This is a genomic window from Serratia sp. CY81684 (genome assembly GCF_052166595.1).
Lineage (GTDB): Bacteria > Pseudomonadota > Gammaproteobacteria > Enterobacterales > Enterobacteriaceae > Serratia > Serratia nematodiphila.
In genome coordinates this window covers 163,853-180,337 of record NZ_JBJNOO010000007.1, presented here as the reverse complement: position 1 = coordinate 180,337, position 16,485 = coordinate 163,853, and the positions used below count along the sequence as shown (strand labels likewise).

The 16,485-nt window shown below is 61.9% G+C and carries 16 protein-coding genes; 9 read left to right on the top strand and 7 right to left on the bottom strand.

The annotated features are described in order from the left end of the window. Positions 1 to 557: autotransporter outer membrane beta-barrel domain-containing protein (locus tag ACJ8QF_RS22515; protein ID WP_442537874.1), on the top strand; the 557-nt coding region annotated here is incomplete at its 5' end. 454 nt (positions 558 to 1,011) lie between these two features. Continuing rightward, complete coding sequence (locus ACJ8QF_RS22510) at positions 1,012 to 1,863, top strand: helix-turn-helix domain-containing protein (RefSeq protein ID WP_265261825.1); 852 nt, start codon at positions 1,012 to 1,014, stop codon at positions 1,861 to 1,863. On the opposite strand, the gene ACJ8QF_RS22505 is transcribed toward ACJ8QF_RS22510, so the two are convergent. The 3 genes from ACJ8QF_RS22505 to ACJ8QF_RS22495 form a co-directional block, all read right to left on the bottom strand. Further along, entirely contained in the window at positions 1,853 to 3,637 is a 1,785-nt protein-coding gene (locus ACJ8QF_RS22505) for an ATP-binding response regulator (RefSeq protein ID WP_197753919.1), read from the bottom strand. The two genes, ACJ8QF_RS22510 and ACJ8QF_RS22505, sit on opposite strands and share 11 nt — an antisense overlap. Then, positions 3,634 to 4,128 (bottom strand): molybdopterin-dependent oxidoreductase, encoded by a 495-nt coding sequence (locus tag ACJ8QF_RS22500; RefSeq protein ID WP_004931017.1) that lies wholly within the window; start codon positions 4,126 to 4,128, stop codon positions 3,634 to 3,636. Before ACJ8QF_RS22500 ends, ACJ8QF_RS22505 begins: the two co-directional genes overlap by 4 nt. A 162-nt stretch (positions 4,129 to 4,290) precedes the next feature. After that, positions 4,291 to 5,640, bottom strand: a complete 1,350-nt coding sequence (locus tag ACJ8QF_RS22495) for an aminotransferase-like domain-containing protein (protein WP_265261826.1) — start codon at positions 5,638 to 5,640, stop codon at positions 4,291 to 4,293. 139 nt (positions 5,641 to 5,779) lie between these two features. Here ACJ8QF_RS22495 and ACJ8QF_RS22490 point away from each other — a divergent pair, with 139 nt between their 5' ends. The 3 genes from ACJ8QF_RS22490 to ACJ8QF_RS22480 all read left to right on the top strand — a co-directional run bounded on the left by ACJ8QF_RS22490 (position 5,780) and on the right by ACJ8QF_RS22480 (position 7,883). Continuing rightward, positions 5,780 to 6,409 (top strand): LysE family translocator, encoded by a 630-nt coding sequence (locus ACJ8QF_RS22490; RefSeq protein ID WP_049186553.1) that lies wholly within the window; start codon positions 5,780 to 5,782, stop codon positions 6,407 to 6,409. A gap of 36 nt (positions 6,410 to 6,445) precedes the next feature. Then, positions 6,446 to 7,297, top strand: coding sequence for a PhzF family phenazine biosynthesis protein (locus ACJ8QF_RS22485; protein WP_049186552.1), 852 nt, complete (start codon positions 6,446 to 6,448; stop codon positions 7,295 to 7,297). 67 nt (positions 7,298 to 7,364) lie between these two features. Beyond that, positions 7,365 to 7,883, top strand: a complete 519-nt coding sequence (locus ACJ8QF_RS22480) for a DinB family protein (protein WP_044030067.1) — start codon at positions 7,365 to 7,367, stop codon at positions 7,881 to 7,883. A 77-nt stretch (positions 7,884 to 7,960) separates the two neighbouring features. Here ACJ8QF_RS22480 and gorA read toward each other — a convergent pair whose 3' ends face one another. Both gorA and ACJ8QF_RS22470 read right to left on the bottom strand, forming a co-directional pair. Beyond that, a complete protein-coding gene (gorA, locus tag ACJ8QF_RS22475; RefSeq protein WP_004931014.1) occupies positions 7,961 to 9,313 on the bottom strand; it encodes a glutathione-disulfide reductase in 1,353 nt (450 codons plus the stop codon). 130 nt (positions 9,314 to 9,443) lie between these two features. Then, a complete protein-coding gene (locus tag ACJ8QF_RS22470) occupies positions 9,444 to 10,286 on the bottom strand; it encodes a 23S rRNA (adenine(2030)-N(6))-methyltransferase RlmJ (RefSeq protein ID WP_004931012.1) in 843 nt (280 codons plus the stop codon). A 135-nt stretch (positions 10,287 to 10,421) separates the two neighbouring features. Here ACJ8QF_RS22470 and ACJ8QF_RS22465 point away from each other — a divergent pair, with 135 nt between their 5' ends. The 4 genes from ACJ8QF_RS22465 (at position 10,422) to rsmJ (ending at position 14,219) form a co-directional block, all read left to right on the top strand. Next, the gene (locus ACJ8QF_RS22465) at positions 10,422 to 10,826 is read left to right on the top strand and encodes an ASCH domain-containing protein (protein WP_015379373.1); all 405 of its coding nucleotides are present in this window, start codon (positions 10,422 to 10,424) and stop codon (positions 10,824 to 10,826) included. 16 nt (positions 10,827 to 10,842) lie between these two features. Beyond that, on the top strand, positions 10,843 to 11,304 hold the full coding sequence (locus tag ACJ8QF_RS22460; RefSeq protein WP_103086199.1) for an HIT family protein: 462 nt from the start codon (positions 10,843 to 10,845) through the stop codon (positions 11,302 to 11,304). 117 nt (positions 11,305 to 11,421) lie between these two features. Further along, positions 11,422 to 13,464, top strand: coding sequence for an oligopeptidase A (gene prlC, locus ACJ8QF_RS22455; protein ID WP_442537873.1), 2,043 nt, complete (start codon positions 11,422 to 11,424; stop codon positions 13,462 to 13,464). Positions 13,465 to 13,472: 8 nt separating this feature from the next. Beyond that, on the top strand, positions 13,473 to 14,219 hold the full coding sequence (rsmJ, locus tag ACJ8QF_RS22450; protein ID WP_028128290.1) for a 16S rRNA (guanine(1516)-N(2))-methyltransferase RsmJ: 747 nt from the start codon (positions 13,473 to 13,475) through the stop codon (positions 14,217 to 14,219). Positions 14,220 to 14,247: 28 nt separating this feature from the next. Here the strand turns inward: rsmJ and ACJ8QF_RS22445 are convergent, their stop codons facing one another. Together ACJ8QF_RS22445 and ACJ8QF_RS22440 are read right to left on the bottom strand one after the other, a co-directional pair. Next, a complete protein-coding gene (locus ACJ8QF_RS22445; RefSeq protein ID WP_004931004.1) occupies positions 14,248 to 14,847 on the bottom strand; it encodes a KpsF/GutQ family sugar-phosphate isomerase in 600 nt (199 codons plus the stop codon). Further along, a complete protein-coding gene (locus ACJ8QF_RS22440; RefSeq protein WP_004931001.1) occupies positions 14,847 to 16,484 on the bottom strand; it encodes an FGGY-family carbohydrate kinase in 1,638 nt (545 codons plus the stop codon). The genes ACJ8QF_RS22445 and ACJ8QF_RS22440 overlap by 1 nt, the downstream gene beginning before the upstream one ends. Position 16,485: the final 1 nt, after the last annotated feature.

Below are 16,485 nucleotides of genomic sequence, written 5' to 3'. Positions count from 1 at the left end.
ACACCTGGCACCGCATCGACACCAAACGGTCGGTGAACTACGGGATGCAGTCGGACCGCGACACGGCGAAGTACAGCGCGCGCACCGAGCAGCTGTTCGCGGAAGCGGGTTACAGCGTGAAGGGTGAGTGGCTGAACCTGGAGCCGTTCGTCAACCTGGCGTACGTGAACTTTGAAAACAACGGCATCGCGGAAAGCGGCGGCGCAGCGGCGCTGCGCGGCGACAAGCAGCACACCGACGCGACGGTGTCGACGCTGGGGCTGCGTGCGGACACCGCGTGGCAGGTGAGCCCGGGCACGACGGTGGCGCTGCGCAGCGAGCTGGGGTGGCAACACCAGTACGGCGGGCTGGAGCGTGGCACCGGGCTGCGGTTCAACGGCGGCAACGCGCCGTTCGTGGTGGACAGCGTGCCGGTGTCGCGCGACGGCATGGTGCTGAAGGCGGGGGCGGAAGTGGCGGTGAACGAGAACGCCACGCTGTCGCTGGGCTACGGCGGGCTGCTGTCGCAGAACCACCAAGACAACAGCGTCAACGCCGGTTTCACCTGGCGCTTCTAAGCCAAGCGGTCATTACAGGGTCAACGGAGCCGGCATGCCGGCTCCGTTTTTATTTGCGGCTGCGGGGTGAGTCCGTATGATGGCGCGGCGCCAGGGCAATAAAAAACCGGGACCCTGACGGATCCCGGCTTAAAAGTGGGTAAAACAGATTAGCGCTAAAGGCTCAAGCCCCGTTTTGCTTATGCAGTCCAAGCGATGTGAGCATCGTCTCAGTAGCGGCAACGGAACAAATTTTCCCTGGTGTTACTATGGTTATTATTAAAAATCGTGCTGGTGTTATTTTTTATAGTGTATTGCTGTATGTCTCTTTTGATACCATGTTTGACGATACAACATGGTATGTCAAGCAACGTTTTTAACGCATAATTGCATGGGATGCTAGTTTTAGGTGTGGCTTTTTCAGCAGAAATAATCAAAACGACTGATAAATCAGTAAAAAAAATCGAAGGAACAAATGGATAACAATCATCAAAAATTCGATTCACAGTCGATTGCCAATCGGGTCAGGGAGCTGTTTTTACATTACGGGATTGGAAAACGTCAGCATGCCCGCGAACTCAGCCGCATCTTGGATCTGAGTTTTTCACATGCGCACCGCAAATTGAAAGGGCAAAGCCCCTGGACGCTGGAACAGATCAACAGCGTCGCGGCCGCGTTGGGAGAAACGCCGGCGGCGATCGCCGATTTGAGCGCCGAACACGAGACGACCGAGCCAAACATGGCGCGTGATGCCATCTTTTTCGTGGCGGGAGTGGCGATCCCTTGCGTCGGGCACATTGGCGACGAACTTTCTGCCGGGCGGTCGGCGGAATTTGTGGCGCTGCGTGTGGAGGGGCAATGGCATATCTATCGCGCCGATGAGGCGCCGACAGGTCTGCGTTACGGCGTCGAACTGATAGAAATCCGGCCCGGCTACGGCGATGACGAGCGGTTGAGCATCGCGGTATTGGACGATTCGCATCAGGCGGCCGATGAGCTGGCCAAGTACCTCGGCGGCTGCGGTTTCAACGCCGTGGCGTTTTACGATGTCGACAGCTTCTGCCAGGCGTTGCAGCAAAGCCTGTTCGACGGTTACGTGGTGGACTGGCTGATCGGTGAGGAAACGGCGGATCGCTGTATCGCCACCATCCGCGCCTCCGACAACCCGGACGCGCCGGTACTGGTGCTGACCGGCGAACTGGGCACCGACCGACGCGAGTCGGAGATCGCTCAGGCGATGCGCGAGTACGATGTGCTCGGCCCTTATGAAAAACCGGTGCGGCTCCATGTGATCGAAGCCGCACTGCAACGCTGTTTTAATCTTTAGCGGGGAACACCTCGGCCAGCGCGCTCGACAGCGCATCCAGCCGAACCGGTTTCATCAGGTAGTTATCGAACAGGGCGCGCTGATCCGCCGTCAGCTGCTCCGGCGTATAGGCGCTGATGCCGATGATTGGCACATGGCGGTTGGGGCCGCGACGATTGCGCAGCTGCCTGGCCAGGGCGGCGCCGTCGATGCCCGGCATCTGCAGATCCAGCAACAGCGCGTCGTAAGGGCGTCTGAGCAGCTTCTGCAACGCGCGCTCCGGCGAGTCGCACAGTTCGTGCTGATAGCCCAGTTTGTCCAACAACGCCGCAAAGGCGTCACCCACCGACTTGTTGTCATCCACCACCAGCACCTGCTGCGGCTTTTGCTGCAGGGGGGCATTGGCGGCGGCGGGTTCGTCGGCGCGTTCTTCTTCACTGATCTGCACCGGAATGCTGACGATAAAGGTGCTGCCTTTCTTGATTTCGCTGTACACCGTGATGGTGCCGTTGAGCAGCGTCACCAGGCCGTGCACGATCGCCAGCCCCATCCCCACGCCGGCATACTGTTTGGTATGCGACTGATCCAACTGGGTAAAGGGTTTGAAGATCTGATCGAGCTGGTCTTTTTCGATACCGATGCCGGTGTCGGTCACTTCGATGATCAACGAATTGCCGCCCGGCTGGCGGCGCAGGCAGCTGTGCAGCGTAATGCTGCCGCTTTCGGTGTATTTGTAGGCGTTGGTCAGCAGGTTAACGATAATCTGCCGGATGCGCAGCGGATCGGAGTGCACCAACAGGTGGCTGCACTCCACTTCGCAGCTCAGTTTGACCTGCTCTTTGCGGGTCAGGGTGGCGATTTCATTGGCGGTTTCCGCGATCAGCTTCTGCGCGTCGAACGGCACGATGCGCAATTCCATCATGCCGCTGTCGAGGTGCGCGTAGTCGGTCAGATCCTTCATCTGGCTTTCGATTTGCTGCGCGGCGGTCTCCAGCCGCTGGAAAGTGTCCGCATGCTCCGCCGACACCCGGGTGTTCACCAGCACGTCGATGGCCGACATCACGCTCTGCAATGAGGTGCGCAGCTCGTGGCCGATGGCGCCGAGGAAGGCGTTTTTGGTGCGTGTCGCTTTCTCCGCCTCAATGGCCTTGGCCTGCTGGCGAATGGTCAGCCGCTGCTGGCGGAACACGATCAGGGTGATGGCGATCAGCGCGATCACCGAGAACATGACGATCACCAGCCCATAGAAAATGATGTGCCGTTTCTCGATGTAGTCCTCATAGGCGGCGGTGCGCTGCTTCACCTCGGCGTGGTCGGTCAGGTTGGCCATTTCGATGGCGTAAGGCTTGATGGCCTTCATGGCCGCGAAAACCTGGCTGAAGTCGATTTTCGGGTTATCCAGCAGTTTATCGATGCGATCCATCTGCAGGCGCATCTGCTTGACCACTTCCGGGTAGCCCGGCTCGGCGTACAGCGGTTGCGTGGATTCGGAGACGGTTTCCAGCACGTAAAAGCGCGAATAGAGGATTTCGAACCGCAGCCGCAGGTTGTCGCTGTCCACCTGCGCGGCATGGCTTTGCTGCTCGACGAACGTGTCGAATTCCGCCAGCTTGATGGAGAACTTGGCGATCGACCAGGAGTAGTTCTCCTGCGTGCCGGCGATGGCATACAGCCCTTTTTTCGACAGGGTGGCGCTGTAGTAATAGAGCGTGACGGTCGAAGCCACTAAAAACAGCGCGGCAAAGATGGCCGGGATCGCCAGCCTGCTGCCGTTCTTAAAGGTCGTCAGCTTCATTTGATCACGATCCTGTCGACTTGCCAGATAAAGCGTGAATTGTACAACGGCGAGTTCAGTTCAGGCCCGGCGGCGTCGCGCGGGTAAACCAGGAACAGCGGGCCGAAGTTTCTGAGCTTCAGCATTTCCCCGTCCATCCTGTAGGCCAGGATCATGTTGTATTTCTTGACGTCGGACAGCGGCACGTCGATGTAATAATCGTTCAGCGCGTAGAAAGTCAGCGTCTCGCCCTTGGCGCCGACGCGCTCCAGGATATCGGCCACCGAAATCCCTTCAAATTTTCTCTGCGGCGTCCAGGAGGTGGAGGTGGTGATGCTGCGCACCGGCATCGCCAACAGCTGCTTATCGGTGAACAGATAGCTTTTTTTGACCGGGTCGGTCACGTTGTCGATCTTGCCCGCCACTTCCAGGGTAAAGCTGAGCGCGCTGCTCTGGGCGATAATCAGGGCCACGCAGGCCATCGCAAGGGTTTTGCATAGTTTGAACAGCATCGGCGTTCTCCAGAGGCGCGGGGAGGTTTGTATCAGTCCCGCTAATTTATCAGGCAGAATAATGGCAGAAAAAGCAGGCGGGTGCGAAGGGAATAGTAAACCGCACAAAAAGAACAGTCCTGGGCCGGTCGGCCTGTACGCGTAACCTTTCTCTTCCGTTTGTCAGCCGTTTCGATGCGCTTTCAACAGCTGCGCCAGCTGCGTCAGGCCTGCCGTTAGCTCGTCCGGCGAGGGGGAACCCAGGCACAGGCGAATGCCCGTCGCACGTTCGTCGCGGTCTACCATCACGGTGTCCGGCGGCGTCACCTTTACGTTGGCCAATGCGGCGGCGGTGGCCACAGACTCGGCGGTTTCGCGCGGCATCGGCAGCCAGACATGATAAGCGTCGGGATGCGATACACATTCGTCGGCATCGAATATCGAGGTGGCCAGATGTACTCTTCGCTGAGCCTCATGGCGCAACGCTTGCGGTATCGTCTCGATCGCGCCGCTGGACAGCCACTCCTCCACCACAGCGCAAGACAGTGGCGAAGGCGCGAAAGGAAGATCTTGCAAGGCTTCTTCCGCCGCAGTTTGCATGCCGGGCGGCAGAGTCAGCATGCCGATCCGCAATCCGGGGCCGAGCGTTTTCGACAAACCGTTGACATGGAACACCCGCTCGGGCGCTAAAGCCGCGAGCGCAGGCGCCGCAGAGTGACCCAGTGCGTACACGCCATCCTCGATGATCCAGACATTCGCCCGCCGGCATATCTCGACGATAGCCTGCCTGCGCTCGGCGCTCATGGTGGCGGTTGTCGGATTATGCAGCGTCGGCGTCAGATAGACCGCGGTATGGCCGGAGGAGACACGCTCGAGCGCGCTCGCCAGCGCCTGCGGCACTATGCCTTGCGCATCGATATCGACACCGATCAAACAATGGCCTTTGCGTCGAGCCAGCGCAATCGCGCCGGGGTAGGTCAGCCTCTCGGTCAGTATCGTGCCGCGTGGCCCGCAGGCCAGGTCAAACGCCAGCGAAATCGCCTGGCGGGCATTGCTGGTCAGTGCCAGATGCGACGGCTCAATCGTGACGCCGGCGTTTTCGAGCCAGCGGGCCAACAAACGCCGGTGTTCCAGATGCCCGGTCGGAGGGGAATAGAAGTTCAGATGGTCCGCATCCATTTTCCGCGCAATGCCGGCCAGCGTGCGCGCCAGCAAACGATTGGTAAGCATCGCCGGCGGCGCATTGGATGAAAGATCGATTTCGCGTTTTTCACGGGCGCGGCGGATCGCCACGAACATCCCGCGGCCTTTCACGCTGCGCACCAACCCACGCCGCTCCAGGATGGCATAGGCTTTGGTCACCGTGCCCAGACCGATCGCCAATTGCCAGGCGAGCGTACGGTGGGCCGGCAAACGATCGCCCCCTTGCAGCTTGCCCTCGATAATGTCGTCAGCCAACGCCAACACCAGCCGTTCGACGGTAGTGGCTTCCACATTGGCCAGGCGGGGCTGCCAGGGGGATTGAAGCCGCATATTCGCTCTCCGGAGAAAGAATATAGTGTCACGTGACACTATTTAAATAGGCGAAAAGTGTAACACATACTATGTTGGTGAGGAGTCCCGGTGTTTTCAACTACGGCTCGGCCGTAAGTCGGGTCAGCGGAGCCTTTCCATGAATGTCAGTCAGCTTGCGTTGGTTTACGGTGCCTATTTACTCGCTACCGCCAGTCCCGGCCCCAGCAACATGACGATCATGGGCGTGGCGATGCGTGACGGCCGGCGGCCCGCATTGATGCTGGCCGCCGGGGTGGTGACCGGATCGCTGTGCTGGGCACTGTTGGCAGCGACCGGCCTTTCCGCCGTGCTGGCCACGTATGCACAGGCGTTGTGGGCCATCAAAATCGTCGGCGGCGTGTATATGCTGTATCTGGCGCTGCGCGCCGGCCGATCCGCATTACGGGCGTCTCCCGTCTCGACAGGCATAGCGGCAGGGGATAGCGCGCGATCTTATCAGAGGTTGTATCGGCAGGGTGTGCTGATGCATCTCGGTAATCCCAAGGCCATCATCTCCTGGATGGCGATCATGTCGCTGGGTTTGCGACAAGGGGCGCCTGAAGGTGTTTTACCGGCGATTATCGGCGGGTGTGCGTTGCTCGGCGTAACGATTTTCGGGGGGTATGCCCTGCTGTTCTCAACGGCGCCGATGATCGCGTTTTATACCCGGGTGAGGCGCTGGATTGAAGGAGTGCTTGCGCTGTTGTTCGCTTGTGTGGGCCTGGAGCTGTTGATATCGCGGGGGTAATCATGCACGCCCGGCGTTAACCTGAGGAGAGAAGCGATGGTTTTTGGCATGCAGATGGTGGATGTCTTTGGCGCCGGGCCACTCGCCGGCAATCCGTTGGCGGTGATTACGGGTGCCGGAGCGTTGTCTACGGAGGACATGCAGCGCTTGACACGTTGGTTCAACCTGTCGGAAACGGCCTTTTTACTGCCGCCTATGCACTCACAGGCGGATTACCGGGTGCGAATATTCACGCTGGATCGTGAAATGCCGTTTGCCGGGCACCCGACGCTCGGCAGTTGTCATGCCTGGCTCACTGCGGGCGGTACGCCGCGTAATGACGCGGAGATCATCCAGGAGTGCGGGGCAGGATTGGTGAGCATTCGCCGCGAGGCCGGACGGCTGTGTTTTGCCGCGCCGCCGTTGATTCGCTCCGGGGCGCCGTCAGAAGCGGCGTTGGCCGACGCGCTGCGGTTTTTGGGGATCGCGCCTGAGGAGGCGCTCGATGCCGCCTGGATCGATAACGGTCCGGGGTGGCTGGGGATCCGGCTGGCCAGCGCCGAGCGGGTGCTTTCCCTGACGCCGGCGAGAAGCTGGCCGCGCAGAGTGGACATTGGCGTCGTCGGCCCACATGCCGATGGTGACGCAGCCTTCGAGGTGCGCGCTTTTTTGAGCGATCACCTTGGCGCTATCGTCGAAGATCCGGTCACCGGCAGCCTCAATGCCTCGCTGGCTCAGTGGCTGTTTGCAAGCGGCGTGGTCAGCGGCGGCTATATCGCCGCTCAGGGCCGCTGCCGTGGGCGCAACGGGCGCGTGCATGTCACCCGCGACGAGAGCGGCCGGATTTGGGTGGGCGGCAATACGCGCACTCAGGTCGAAGGCCGGCTGCATGGGATTGGCACGGCGTAGCACGCGCCGCCGCACCCGCGTGCGGCTGAACGGAATATCGATTTTCATCCGATAAGGAGTGAACAGTATGTCTGCAACGGCCATCGATACCTTGAAAATGCTGGTGCGTTACAAAGCCTGGGCGAATGCCTTGACCTTTGACTGCGTGGCGGCCTTGCCGGAGGGCGAAGCGCTGCGGCCGCGCCCGACCCGTTTCGGCAATATGGTGCACACTCTGAATCACGTGTACGTGGTGGACGATATCTTCAGGCACCATCTGCAAGGCCGCAAGCATGGCTACCTCGCGCGCAACACCGAGCAAACGCCTGCGCTTGACGACTTGCGGTGCGCGGTGGAGGAAATGGACCGCTGGTATATCGAACAGGTGGACAGCTGGTCGCCGGAGGCGCTGGCGCAGGTGGTGCATTTCGAGTTCGTCGGCGGGGGGGAAGGCCGCATGACGCGCCAGGAAATCGTGCTGCATGTCGTCAACCACGCGACCTATCATCGCGGTTTTGTCGGCGATATGCTCTATCAGGTGCCCTTTGCTTCACCGGCGAACGATTTGCCGGTGTTTCTTCGCGATCATTACCGCCGGGCGCCGTGAGGCGAGCGGGATAAATAAAAAAGCCAGACGCTTTCGCGCCTGGCCTGTTACGCGCCGGAACCCGGCGAAGTTGCGCCTCAGCGCATGGTGACGAACTCTTCCGCCGCGGTCGGGTGGATCGCCACGGTGTTGTCGAAGTCCTTCTTGGTGGCGCCCATCTTCACCGCTACCGCGAAGCCCTGCAGGATCTCGTCCATGCCGAAGCCGATGCCGTGCAGGCCGACGATTTTCTCTTCTTTACCCGCGCACACCAGCTTCATGCGGCACGGCTGGCGGTGCTGTGTCACGGCGCTGTACATGGCGGTGAAGGAGGATTTGTACACCTTCACATTGTCCGCACCGAACTTCTCGATGGCTTCCGGCTCGGTCAGGCCGACGGTACCGATCGGCGGGTGGCTGAACACCACGGTGGCGATGTTGCTGTAGTCCAGGTGTTCGTCCGGCTTGTTGTTGAACAGGCGCTCGGACAGACGGCGGCCGGCGGCCACGGCGACCGGGGTCAGCTCTACCGCGCCGGTGTTGTCACCCACCGCGTAGATGCCTTTAACGTTGGTGTTCTGGAACTTATCGACGTCGATGTAGCCTTTCTCGTTGGTTTTCACCCCGGTAACGCCGAGGTTCAGGTTGTCGGTCGCCGGTTCGCGGCCGATGGCCCAGATCAGGCAGTCGACGGTGAATGCTTTGCCGTTTTCCAGCTGCAGCGTCAGGCTGCCGTCGGCGTTCTTGACGATCGCTTTCGGCACCGATTCGGTGTGCAGGCTCGGCCCTTCGGTGTTCATCACTTCCACCAGGGTTTCGACGATCATCGGATCGAAGGTGCGCAGCGGCGCGTGCTTGCGCACGAACAGGTGCGTTTCCGCGCCCAGCGCGTTCAGCACGCCGGCGATCTCTACGGCGATATAGCCGGCGCCGACTACGGCGACGCGCTTCGGCATGGCGTCCAGCTCAAAGAAACCGTCGGAGTCGATGCCGTATTCGGCGCCCGGAATAGCCGGATGGCTCGGGCGGCCGCCGGTGGCGATCAGGATGTGGTCGGCGGTGATGGTCTCGCCGTTCACTTCCACGGTGTGCGCATCCACGAAGCGCGCGAAGCCTTTGATCACGTCGACCTTGTTCTTGCCCAGCACGTTATCGTAGGAGTTGTGGATGCGATCGATATAGGCGGTGCGGTTGGCGACCAGCTTTTTCCAGTCGAAGGCGTTGACGGTGGTGTCGAAGCCGTAGTCCGGGCCGTACTGATGGATAGCCTCGGCGATCTGCGCCGCGTGCCACATGACTTTTTTCGGTACACAACCCACGTTTACACAGGTGCCGCCCAGCTCTTTGGCTTCAATCAGCGCACACTTTTGGCCGTACATGGCTGCCCGGTTGATCGATGCGATACCGCCGCTGCCGCCGCCAATTGCTAGATAATCGTAATGTTTCGTCATCTGGGATTTCCATGAGTTGTGAATTTGAAGAGGGTAAGAGTTTAACGCCTGACCGGGGTTTGTCGCAAAGATTGCGTCGATGGCTGCGATAGGTGGACGCAGGGCGCGGCAAACCGCGCCCTGATGGGGATTATTCCGGTACCACCCAGTTTACCAGATGGTGACCGATGCCCGACGGCACCAGCACCTTGTGCAGCCACGGCAGCACGTTCTTCATCTGCTGTTCCAGCTTCCACGGCGGGTTGATGACGATCATGCCGGAGGCGGTCATGCCGCGCTGATCGCTGTCGGGTTTCACCGCCAGCTCGATCTGCAGGATGCGGCGAATGCCGGTGGCTTCCAGATCGCGCAGCATGCGTTTGATCTGCTGGCGCATTACCACCGGGTACCACAGCGCATAGGTGCCGGTGGCGAAACGCTTGTAGCCTTCCTGAATGCCTTTGACCACGTCCTGGTAATCGGTCTTCATTTCATACGGCGGGTCCATCAGGATCAGGCCGCGGCGCGACAGGGGCGGCAGCTGGGATTTCAGCTGCTGATAGCCGTCGGCGCGCTGCACTTTGGCGCGCTCGTCTTTCTGGAATTCGCTGCGCAGCAGCGGGTAGTCGCTCGGGTGCAGCTCGGTCAGGTGGATTTTATCCTGCGGGCGCAGCAGCTGGCGGGCGATCAGCGGCGAGCCGGGATAGTAGCGCAGCGTGCCGGAACGGTTGAAGTTGTGCACCACGCTCATGTAGGCCGCCAGCTCTTCCGGCAGATCGTCGCGTTGCCACAGCAAACCGATGCCTTCCAGGTATTCGCCGGTGCGCTCGGCGTGTTCGCCGCTGAGCTGATAACGGCCCGCGCCCGAGTGGGTATCCAGATACAGGAACGGCTTCTCTTTTTCCTTCAGCGACTCGATGATCAGGCTCTGAACGGTGTGCTTGAGCACGTCGGCGTGGTTGCCGGCGTGGAAACTGTGGCGATAACTTAACATGACGGGTGGCGGTTCCTTGTGCTCCGCAGGCGGAGCATTCAATGCAATAAGGCTTATAATCTGCACAGTATAAACTGTCTGGCCGGGAAAAACCGGACTCCGTTGCCGCAGACGTTAACAGAAAGGGACAGGACGATGAGCAAACAGGCGATTTTGGCGAATTACCCCGACGCGGCACGCTGGGCGTTCGGCGACGGCCCCGCGTTAGCCGACGAACTGCTGGGATTGGTGCTGAGCGGGGATAAAACCGCCACCTGCAGTTCCTATGCGAGCTATCGTCGGGAACAAACCCCGCGGATCGGCGATTACAGCATCGTTCTTGATGGCCGCGGCGAACCGGCCTGCGTGATCAGAACCCTGGCGCTGCGCCTGGTGCGCTACGATCGGGTGACCGCCGAGATGGCGGCCAAAGAGGGCGAAGGCGACAAAAGCCTGGCGTTTTGGCGCCAGGGGCATCAAGAGTTCTTTACCCGCGAGGGCACTTTTGCGCCGGACATGTGGCTGGTGTTCGAAGAGTTCGAATGGGTTGAAACGCTGTGAATCACAAGGGGAAAGGATGAGCTGCATTTTTTGCGACATCGTGGCGGGCAAGGCGCCGTGCCATAAAATCTGGGAAGACGACGACCATCTGGCGTTCCTGTCTATCTTTCCCAACACCGACGGTTTCAGCGTGGTGATCCCCAAGGCGCACCACCCGAGCTACGCGTTTGATCTGCCGGACGAGGTGCTGAGCGCGTTGATGCTGGCGACCAAGCGGGTGGCGAAGCAGCTGGACCGCGCGTTCGACGACGTCGGCCGCTGCGGCATGGTGTTCGAAGGTTACGGCGTCGACCATGTGCACGCCAAACTGATCCCGCTGCACGGCACCGCATCGCTGGAGCAGTGGCGGCCGATCGAATCGACCTCGCCGAAGTTTTTCGAACGCTACGAGGGCTATATCTCCTCCCACGACGCCGCGCGCGCCGACGACGAACAGCTGGCGGCGCTGGCCGCCCGCATCCGCCAAAGCGCCATTTAAGGCACGAACGATCAACGCCGGGCATTGATTTTCCTGCTGTCTGGCTCCATGTTAGAGATTCATACGCATTTTAAGGCTCGCCCGTGTGGCGGGCCCAACGCTAATCAGGACTGCCCTATGACAAATCCGTTGCTGACCCCGTTTTCCCTGCCGCCTTTCTCGGCGATCCGCCCTGAAGATATCGTGCCTGCGGTGCAATCCGCGCTGGCGGACTGCCGCGCCGCGGTAGAGCGCGTGGTCGCGCAGCCGGGCCCGTTCACCTGGGACAATCTGTGTCAGCCGTTGGCGGAGTCGGACGATCGTCTGTCGCGCATCTGGTCGCCGATCGGGCACCTGAACTCGGTGAAAAACAGCCCGGAGCTGCGCGCCGCCTATGAGCAGGCGCTGCCGCTGCTGTCCGAGTACGGCACCTGGCGTGGCCAGCACGAAGGGCTGTACCAGGCCTACCGCAGCCTGAAAGAGGGCGCGGCGTTCGAGACGCTGAGCGTGCCGCAGCGCAAGGCGGTAGAAAATGAGCTGCGCGACTTCGAGCTGTCGGGCATCGGCCTGTCGGCGGACAAACAGCAGCGCTACGGCGAGATCGTCGCGCGCCTGTCCGAGCTGGGCTCTACCTACAGCAACAACGTGCTCGACGCCACCATGGGCTGGAGCAAACTGATTACCGACGAAGCCGAGCTGAGCGGCCTGCCGGAAAGCGCCCTGGCGCAGGCCCAGGCGATGGCGCAGGCCAAAGAGCAGGACGGCTGGCTGCTGACGCTGGACATGCCGAGCTACCTGCCGGTGCTGACCTACGCCGACAACCGCGCGTTGCGTGAAGAGATGTACCGCGCCTTCGCCACCCGCGCCTCCGATCAGGGGCCGAACGCCGGCAAATGGGACAACAGCGAAGTGATGGCGGAAACGCTGGCGCTGCGCCATGAGCTGGCTCAACTGTTGGGCTTTGCCACCTACGCCGACAAGTCGCTGGCGACCAAGATGGCGGAAAGCCCGGAGCAGGTGATCGGCTTCCTGAGCGATCTGGCCAAACGCGCCCGCCCGCAGGCCGAGCAGGAGCTGGCGCAGCTGCGCGCCTTCGCCAAACAGCACTATGGCGTGGACGAGCTCGAAGCCTGGGACATCACCTATTACGGCGAAAAACAGAAACAGCACCTGTTCTCCATCAGCGACGAGCAGCTGCGCCCGTACTTCCCGGAACAGCGGGTGGTGGAAGGGCTGTTCGAAGTGGTGAAACGCATCTACGGCATCACCGCCAAAGAGCGTAAAGACGTCGATACCTGGCATCCGGACGTGCGCTTCTTCGATCTGTTCGACGCCGACGGCGAGCTGCGCGGCAGCTTCTACCTCGATCTGTACGCCCGCGAAAACAAACGCGGCGGCGCCTGGATGGACGACTGCGTCGGCAGCCTGCGCAAGGCCGACGGCACGCTGCAAAAACCGGTCGCTTACCTGACCTGCAACTTCAACCGTCCGCTGGGCGATCAGCCGGCGCTGTTCACCCATAACGAAGTGACCACGCTGTTCCACGAATTCGGCCACGGTCTGCATCACATGCTGACGCAGATCGATACCGCCGGCGTCTCCGGCATCAACGGGGTGCCGTGGGATGCGGTCGAGCTGCCGAGCCAGTTTATGGAAAACTGGTGCTGGGAGCCGGAAGCGCTGGCGTTTATCTCCGGCCACTATCAGAGCGGCGAGCCGCTGCCGAAGGAAATGCTCGACAAGCTGCTGGCGGCCAAGAATTACCAGGCGGCGCTGTTTATCCTGCGCCAGCTGGAGTTCGGCCTGTTCGATTTCCGCATGCACTTCGAATACAGCCCGGAGAAAGGGGCGCAGATCCTGCCGACGCTGGCGGAAGTGAAGAAAATGGTGGCGGTGGTGCCATCGCCTAGCTGGGGCCGCTTCCCGCACGCCTTCAGCCACATCTTCGCCGGCGGCTACGCGGCAGGTTACTACAGCTACCTGTGGGCGGAAGTGCTGTCGGCCGACGCTTACTCGCGCTTCGAAGAAGAGGGGATTTTCAACGCCGAGACCGGCAAATCCTTCCTCGACAACATCCTGTCGCGCGGCGGTTCGGAAGAGCCGATGGCGCTGTTCAAACGCTTCCGTGGCCGCGAGCCGCAGCTGGATGCTATGCTGCGCCATTACGGCATTAAAGGATAACCCGACACGTGAGCGTGTGTTTATTGTGTGAAGCAGGCGCCGATCCCGGCGCCTTGTCTGTTTTGGCGCAGCGCTGGCGGCTGACGTCCGACGACGACGCGCCGATGGCGCTGGTACTGACCCCGCAGCGGCTGGAGCTGCGCAAGCGCGACGAGCCGAAGCTCGGCGGGATCTACGTCGATTTCGTCTCCGGCGCCATGGCGCACCGGCGCCGCTTCGGCGGCGGCCGCGGCGAGGCGGTGGCCAAAGCGGTCGGCATCAAGGGCAGCTACCTGCCGGACGTGGTGGACGCCACCGCCGGGCTGGGGCGCGACGCCTTCGTGCTGGCGGCGCTGGGCTGCCGGGTGCGGATGCTGGAGCGCAATCCGGTGGTGGCGGCGTTGCTGGACGACGGCCTGCAGCGCGGCTATCAGGATGCGGAAATCGGCCCGTGGCTGCGCGAGCGCCTGACGCTGCTGCACGCCTCCAGCCTGACAGCGCTGGCGGATCTCAGCCCGCGTCCCGAGGTGGTGTATCTCGATCCGATGTTCCCGCACAAGCAGAAAAGCGCGCTGGTGAAGAAAGAGATGCGGGTGTTTCAATCGCTGGTGGGCAGCGACGATGACGCCGACGGCCTGCTGGAACCGGCGCGCCGTTTGGCCACCAAGCGCGTGGTGGTGAAACGCCCGGACTACGCGCCGCCGCTGGCCGACGTGCCGGCGCACGCCGCCACGCTGACCAAAAGCCACCGTTTCGATATCTACATGCCGCTGTAATGTCTGCCGGGCCCGCCGTGTCGGGCTCTCAATTTTCCTCTCGCAAACTTTTCCCCACGCCGCCGCCCGGATGCACCGCCAGCAAGGCGCTCTTGTCGTAACCGCTGCGCGCCATCAGGCAGGCGCAGGCGGCGTCGAAGATCGCCAACACCAGCACAATTGAGGTGGTGGCCAGCATGTTCAGCGGATCTATCTCCTTCTGCACCCCGGTAGCGATCGTCAGCTGCGCCGCCTGCGCGATGGCGGAATGCGGGTTTTCCGTCACCGCGATCAGCGTCACCCCCTTGGCCTGCAGCGTCGGCAGCAGGCGGGTCAGCTCGTCGGAATTGCCGCCGCGCGAGATCAGGATCAGCAGATCGTCGGCGCGCAGGAAGCCCAGATCGCCGTGCGCCGCGCCGGTGGCGTCGAGATAGACCGCCGGCCGCTCCACGCAGGCCAGCATATGGGCTATCTTGCGCGCCGCAATCCCCGAGGTGCCGACGCCGGTGACGGCGATTTTACCGCGGCAGTCGGCCAGCAGCGCCAGCAGCCGCTGCCAGGTGTGCGCGTCGAGGCGTTCGCCCAGCTGCGCCAGCTCCTGGCTGTAGGTTTGCCAGCCCTGTACGGCCTGCCGCCACTCCTGCTGCATCACGCCTCCTCCTGCATCAACCGGCGGTATTTCATGTGGTCGTTGTACAGCTCGTGGAACACCCGGTATTTGCGATCGTAGTAGCTTTTTATCTGGTTGGTCTGCGGCGTGACCGTCTTGCCGATGCGGCTCATGGCGCTCATCGCCTCCGGCAAGGTGTCGAACACGCCGGCCGCCACGGTGCCCATCATCGCGCCGCCCAGCAGCATCGCCTCGCTCTCCTCCGGCAGCAGCATGGCGCAGCCGGTGGCGTTGGCGTGCTCCTGCACGAAGATCGGGTTCTTGGTGCCGCCGCCGCTGGCCATGATGGTGTCGATGCTGTAGCCGCTGTGGTTCATGGTTTCGATGATGTGGCGAGTGCCGAGCGCGATGGCCTGAATGGTGGCCAGGTAGTGCAGCGCCATGTCCTCCGGCGTGCGCGACAGCTTCAGCCCGGTCAGGATGCCGGTCAGCGTCGGGTTGGCGCGCGGCGAGCGGTTGCCGTGGAAGTACGGCAGCATATGAATGTCCTGCGTCAGGAAGGCGATGTTCTCCGGCTCGCCGGCCATGCGGCGCAGAATGGCGTTCAGCACCTCATAGATGGTCTGGCCCTGGGTTTTCGCCTGCGCCAGCAGCTCCTGATAGCACGGGTGCGACTGGATGACGTGGTCGATCAGCGCGCCGGTGGCGGACTGGCCGCCCTCGTTCAGCCAGTATTCCGGCAGGATCGCCGAGTAATACGGCCCCCAGACGCCGCCGATAAAGCGCGCGGTGCGCGACATCGCCATATGGCCGGTGGAGGTGCCGCCGATCAGCGCGACGCGGCGATTGAAGTCGGCCACCTCGCCGGAGACGCCGGTGGCGCCCAGCGTGCCGAGGGTGCCGGCGTGCGCGTCGATGATCGATACGCTCACCGCCGTGCCGGCGATCAGCCCCATCTCGCTGGCGGCACGCTGGGTCAGACCGTGGCCCAGCGGCTCACCCATCATTTTAACGTCGCTGCCGATCTTGGCCGCGTCATGTTCCAGCACGTCTTCCAGCCCGATCTGCTGGAAGTAGCTCTTGTCCCAACGCTGCTCGTGGCCGAGATAGGTCCACTTGCACACCGTCGAGCACAGCGAACGGGTGGCGTCCTGGGTGGCGCGCCAGGTGAGAAAGTCCGGCAGATCGAACAGGTAGCCGGCGTTGGCCCAGGTGGTGGGCATGTGCTGTTTCAACCACAGCAGTTTCGGCGTCTGCATCTCCGGCGAAATGATGCCGCCGACGAAGTCCAGCACCCGGTGTTTGGTGGCGTTGATGCGCTCGGCCTGGGCGATCGCCCGGTGATCCATCCACACGATGATGTTCTGCTCGGTACGGCCGGAGGGGCTGACGGTCAGCGGCTTGCCCTCTTTATCCAGCACCACCAGCGAACAGGTGGCGTCGAAGCCCAACCCCTTGACCTGGATCGGGTTGATGTCGGCCTGGTTGACCGCGTCGCGCACCGCATTGCACACCGCCTGCCAGATGTTATCCGACGACTGCTCGACGAAATCCGCCTTCGGCCGGTACAGATCGATGGCCCGGCTGGCCTGGCCGACCATGCGCCCATTGAGATCGAATACGCCTGCGCGCGCGCTTCCGGTGCCCACATCTACGCCAATAAAATAGCTCGCCATT

Coding starts and splice junctions, on each gene's coding strand:
- ACJ8QF_RS22510 (WP_265261825.1), top strand. CDS start 1,012: ATGGATAACAATCATCAAAAATTCGATTCACAGTCGATTGCCAATCGG.
- ACJ8QF_RS22505 (WP_197753919.1), bottom strand. CDS start 3,637: ATGAAGCTGACGACCTTTAAGAACGGCAGCAGGCTGGCGATCCCGGCC.
- ACJ8QF_RS22500 (WP_004931017.1), bottom strand. CDS start 4,128: ATGCTGTTCAAACTATGCAAAACCCTTGCGATGGCCTGCGTGGCCCTG.
- ACJ8QF_RS22495 (WP_265261826.1), bottom strand. CDS start 5,640: ATGCGGCTTCAATCCCCCTGGCAGCCCCGCCTGGCCAATGTGGAAGCC.
- ACJ8QF_RS22490 (WP_049186553.1), top strand. CDS start 5,780: ATGAATGTCAGTCAGCTTGCGTTGGTTTACGGTGCCTATTTACTCGCT.
- ACJ8QF_RS22485 (WP_049186552.1), top strand. CDS start 6,446: ATGGTTTTTGGCATGCAGATGGTGGATGTCTTTGGCGCCGGGCCACTC.
- ACJ8QF_RS22480 (WP_044030067.1), top strand. CDS start 7,365: ATGTCTGCAACGGCCATCGATACCTTGAAAATGCTGGTGCGTTACAAA.
- gorA (WP_004931014.1), bottom strand. CDS start 9,313: ATGACGAAACATTACGATTATCTAGCAATTGGCGGCGGCAGCGGCGGT.
- ACJ8QF_RS22470 (WP_004931012.1), bottom strand. CDS start 10,286: ATGTTAAGTTATCGCCACAGTTTCCACGCCGGCAACCACGCCGACGTG.
- ACJ8QF_RS22465 (WP_015379373.1), top strand. CDS start 10,422: ATGAGCAAACAGGCGATTTTGGCGAATTACCCCGACGCGGCACGCTGG.
- ACJ8QF_RS22460 (WP_103086199.1), top strand. CDS start 10,843: ATGAGCTGCATTTTTTGCGACATCGTGGCGGGCAAGGCGCCGTGCCAT.
- prlC (WP_442537873.1), top strand. CDS start 11,422: ATGACAAATCCGTTGCTGACCCCGTTTTCCCTGCCGCCTTTCTCGGCG.
- ACJ8QF_RS22445 (WP_004931004.1), bottom strand. CDS start 14,847: ATGCAGCAGGAGTGGCGGCAGGCCGTACAGGGCTGGCAAACCTACAGC.
- ACJ8QF_RS22440 (WP_004931001.1), bottom strand. CDS start 16,484: ATGGCGAGCTATTTTATTGGCGTAGATGTGGGCACCGGAAGCGCGCGC.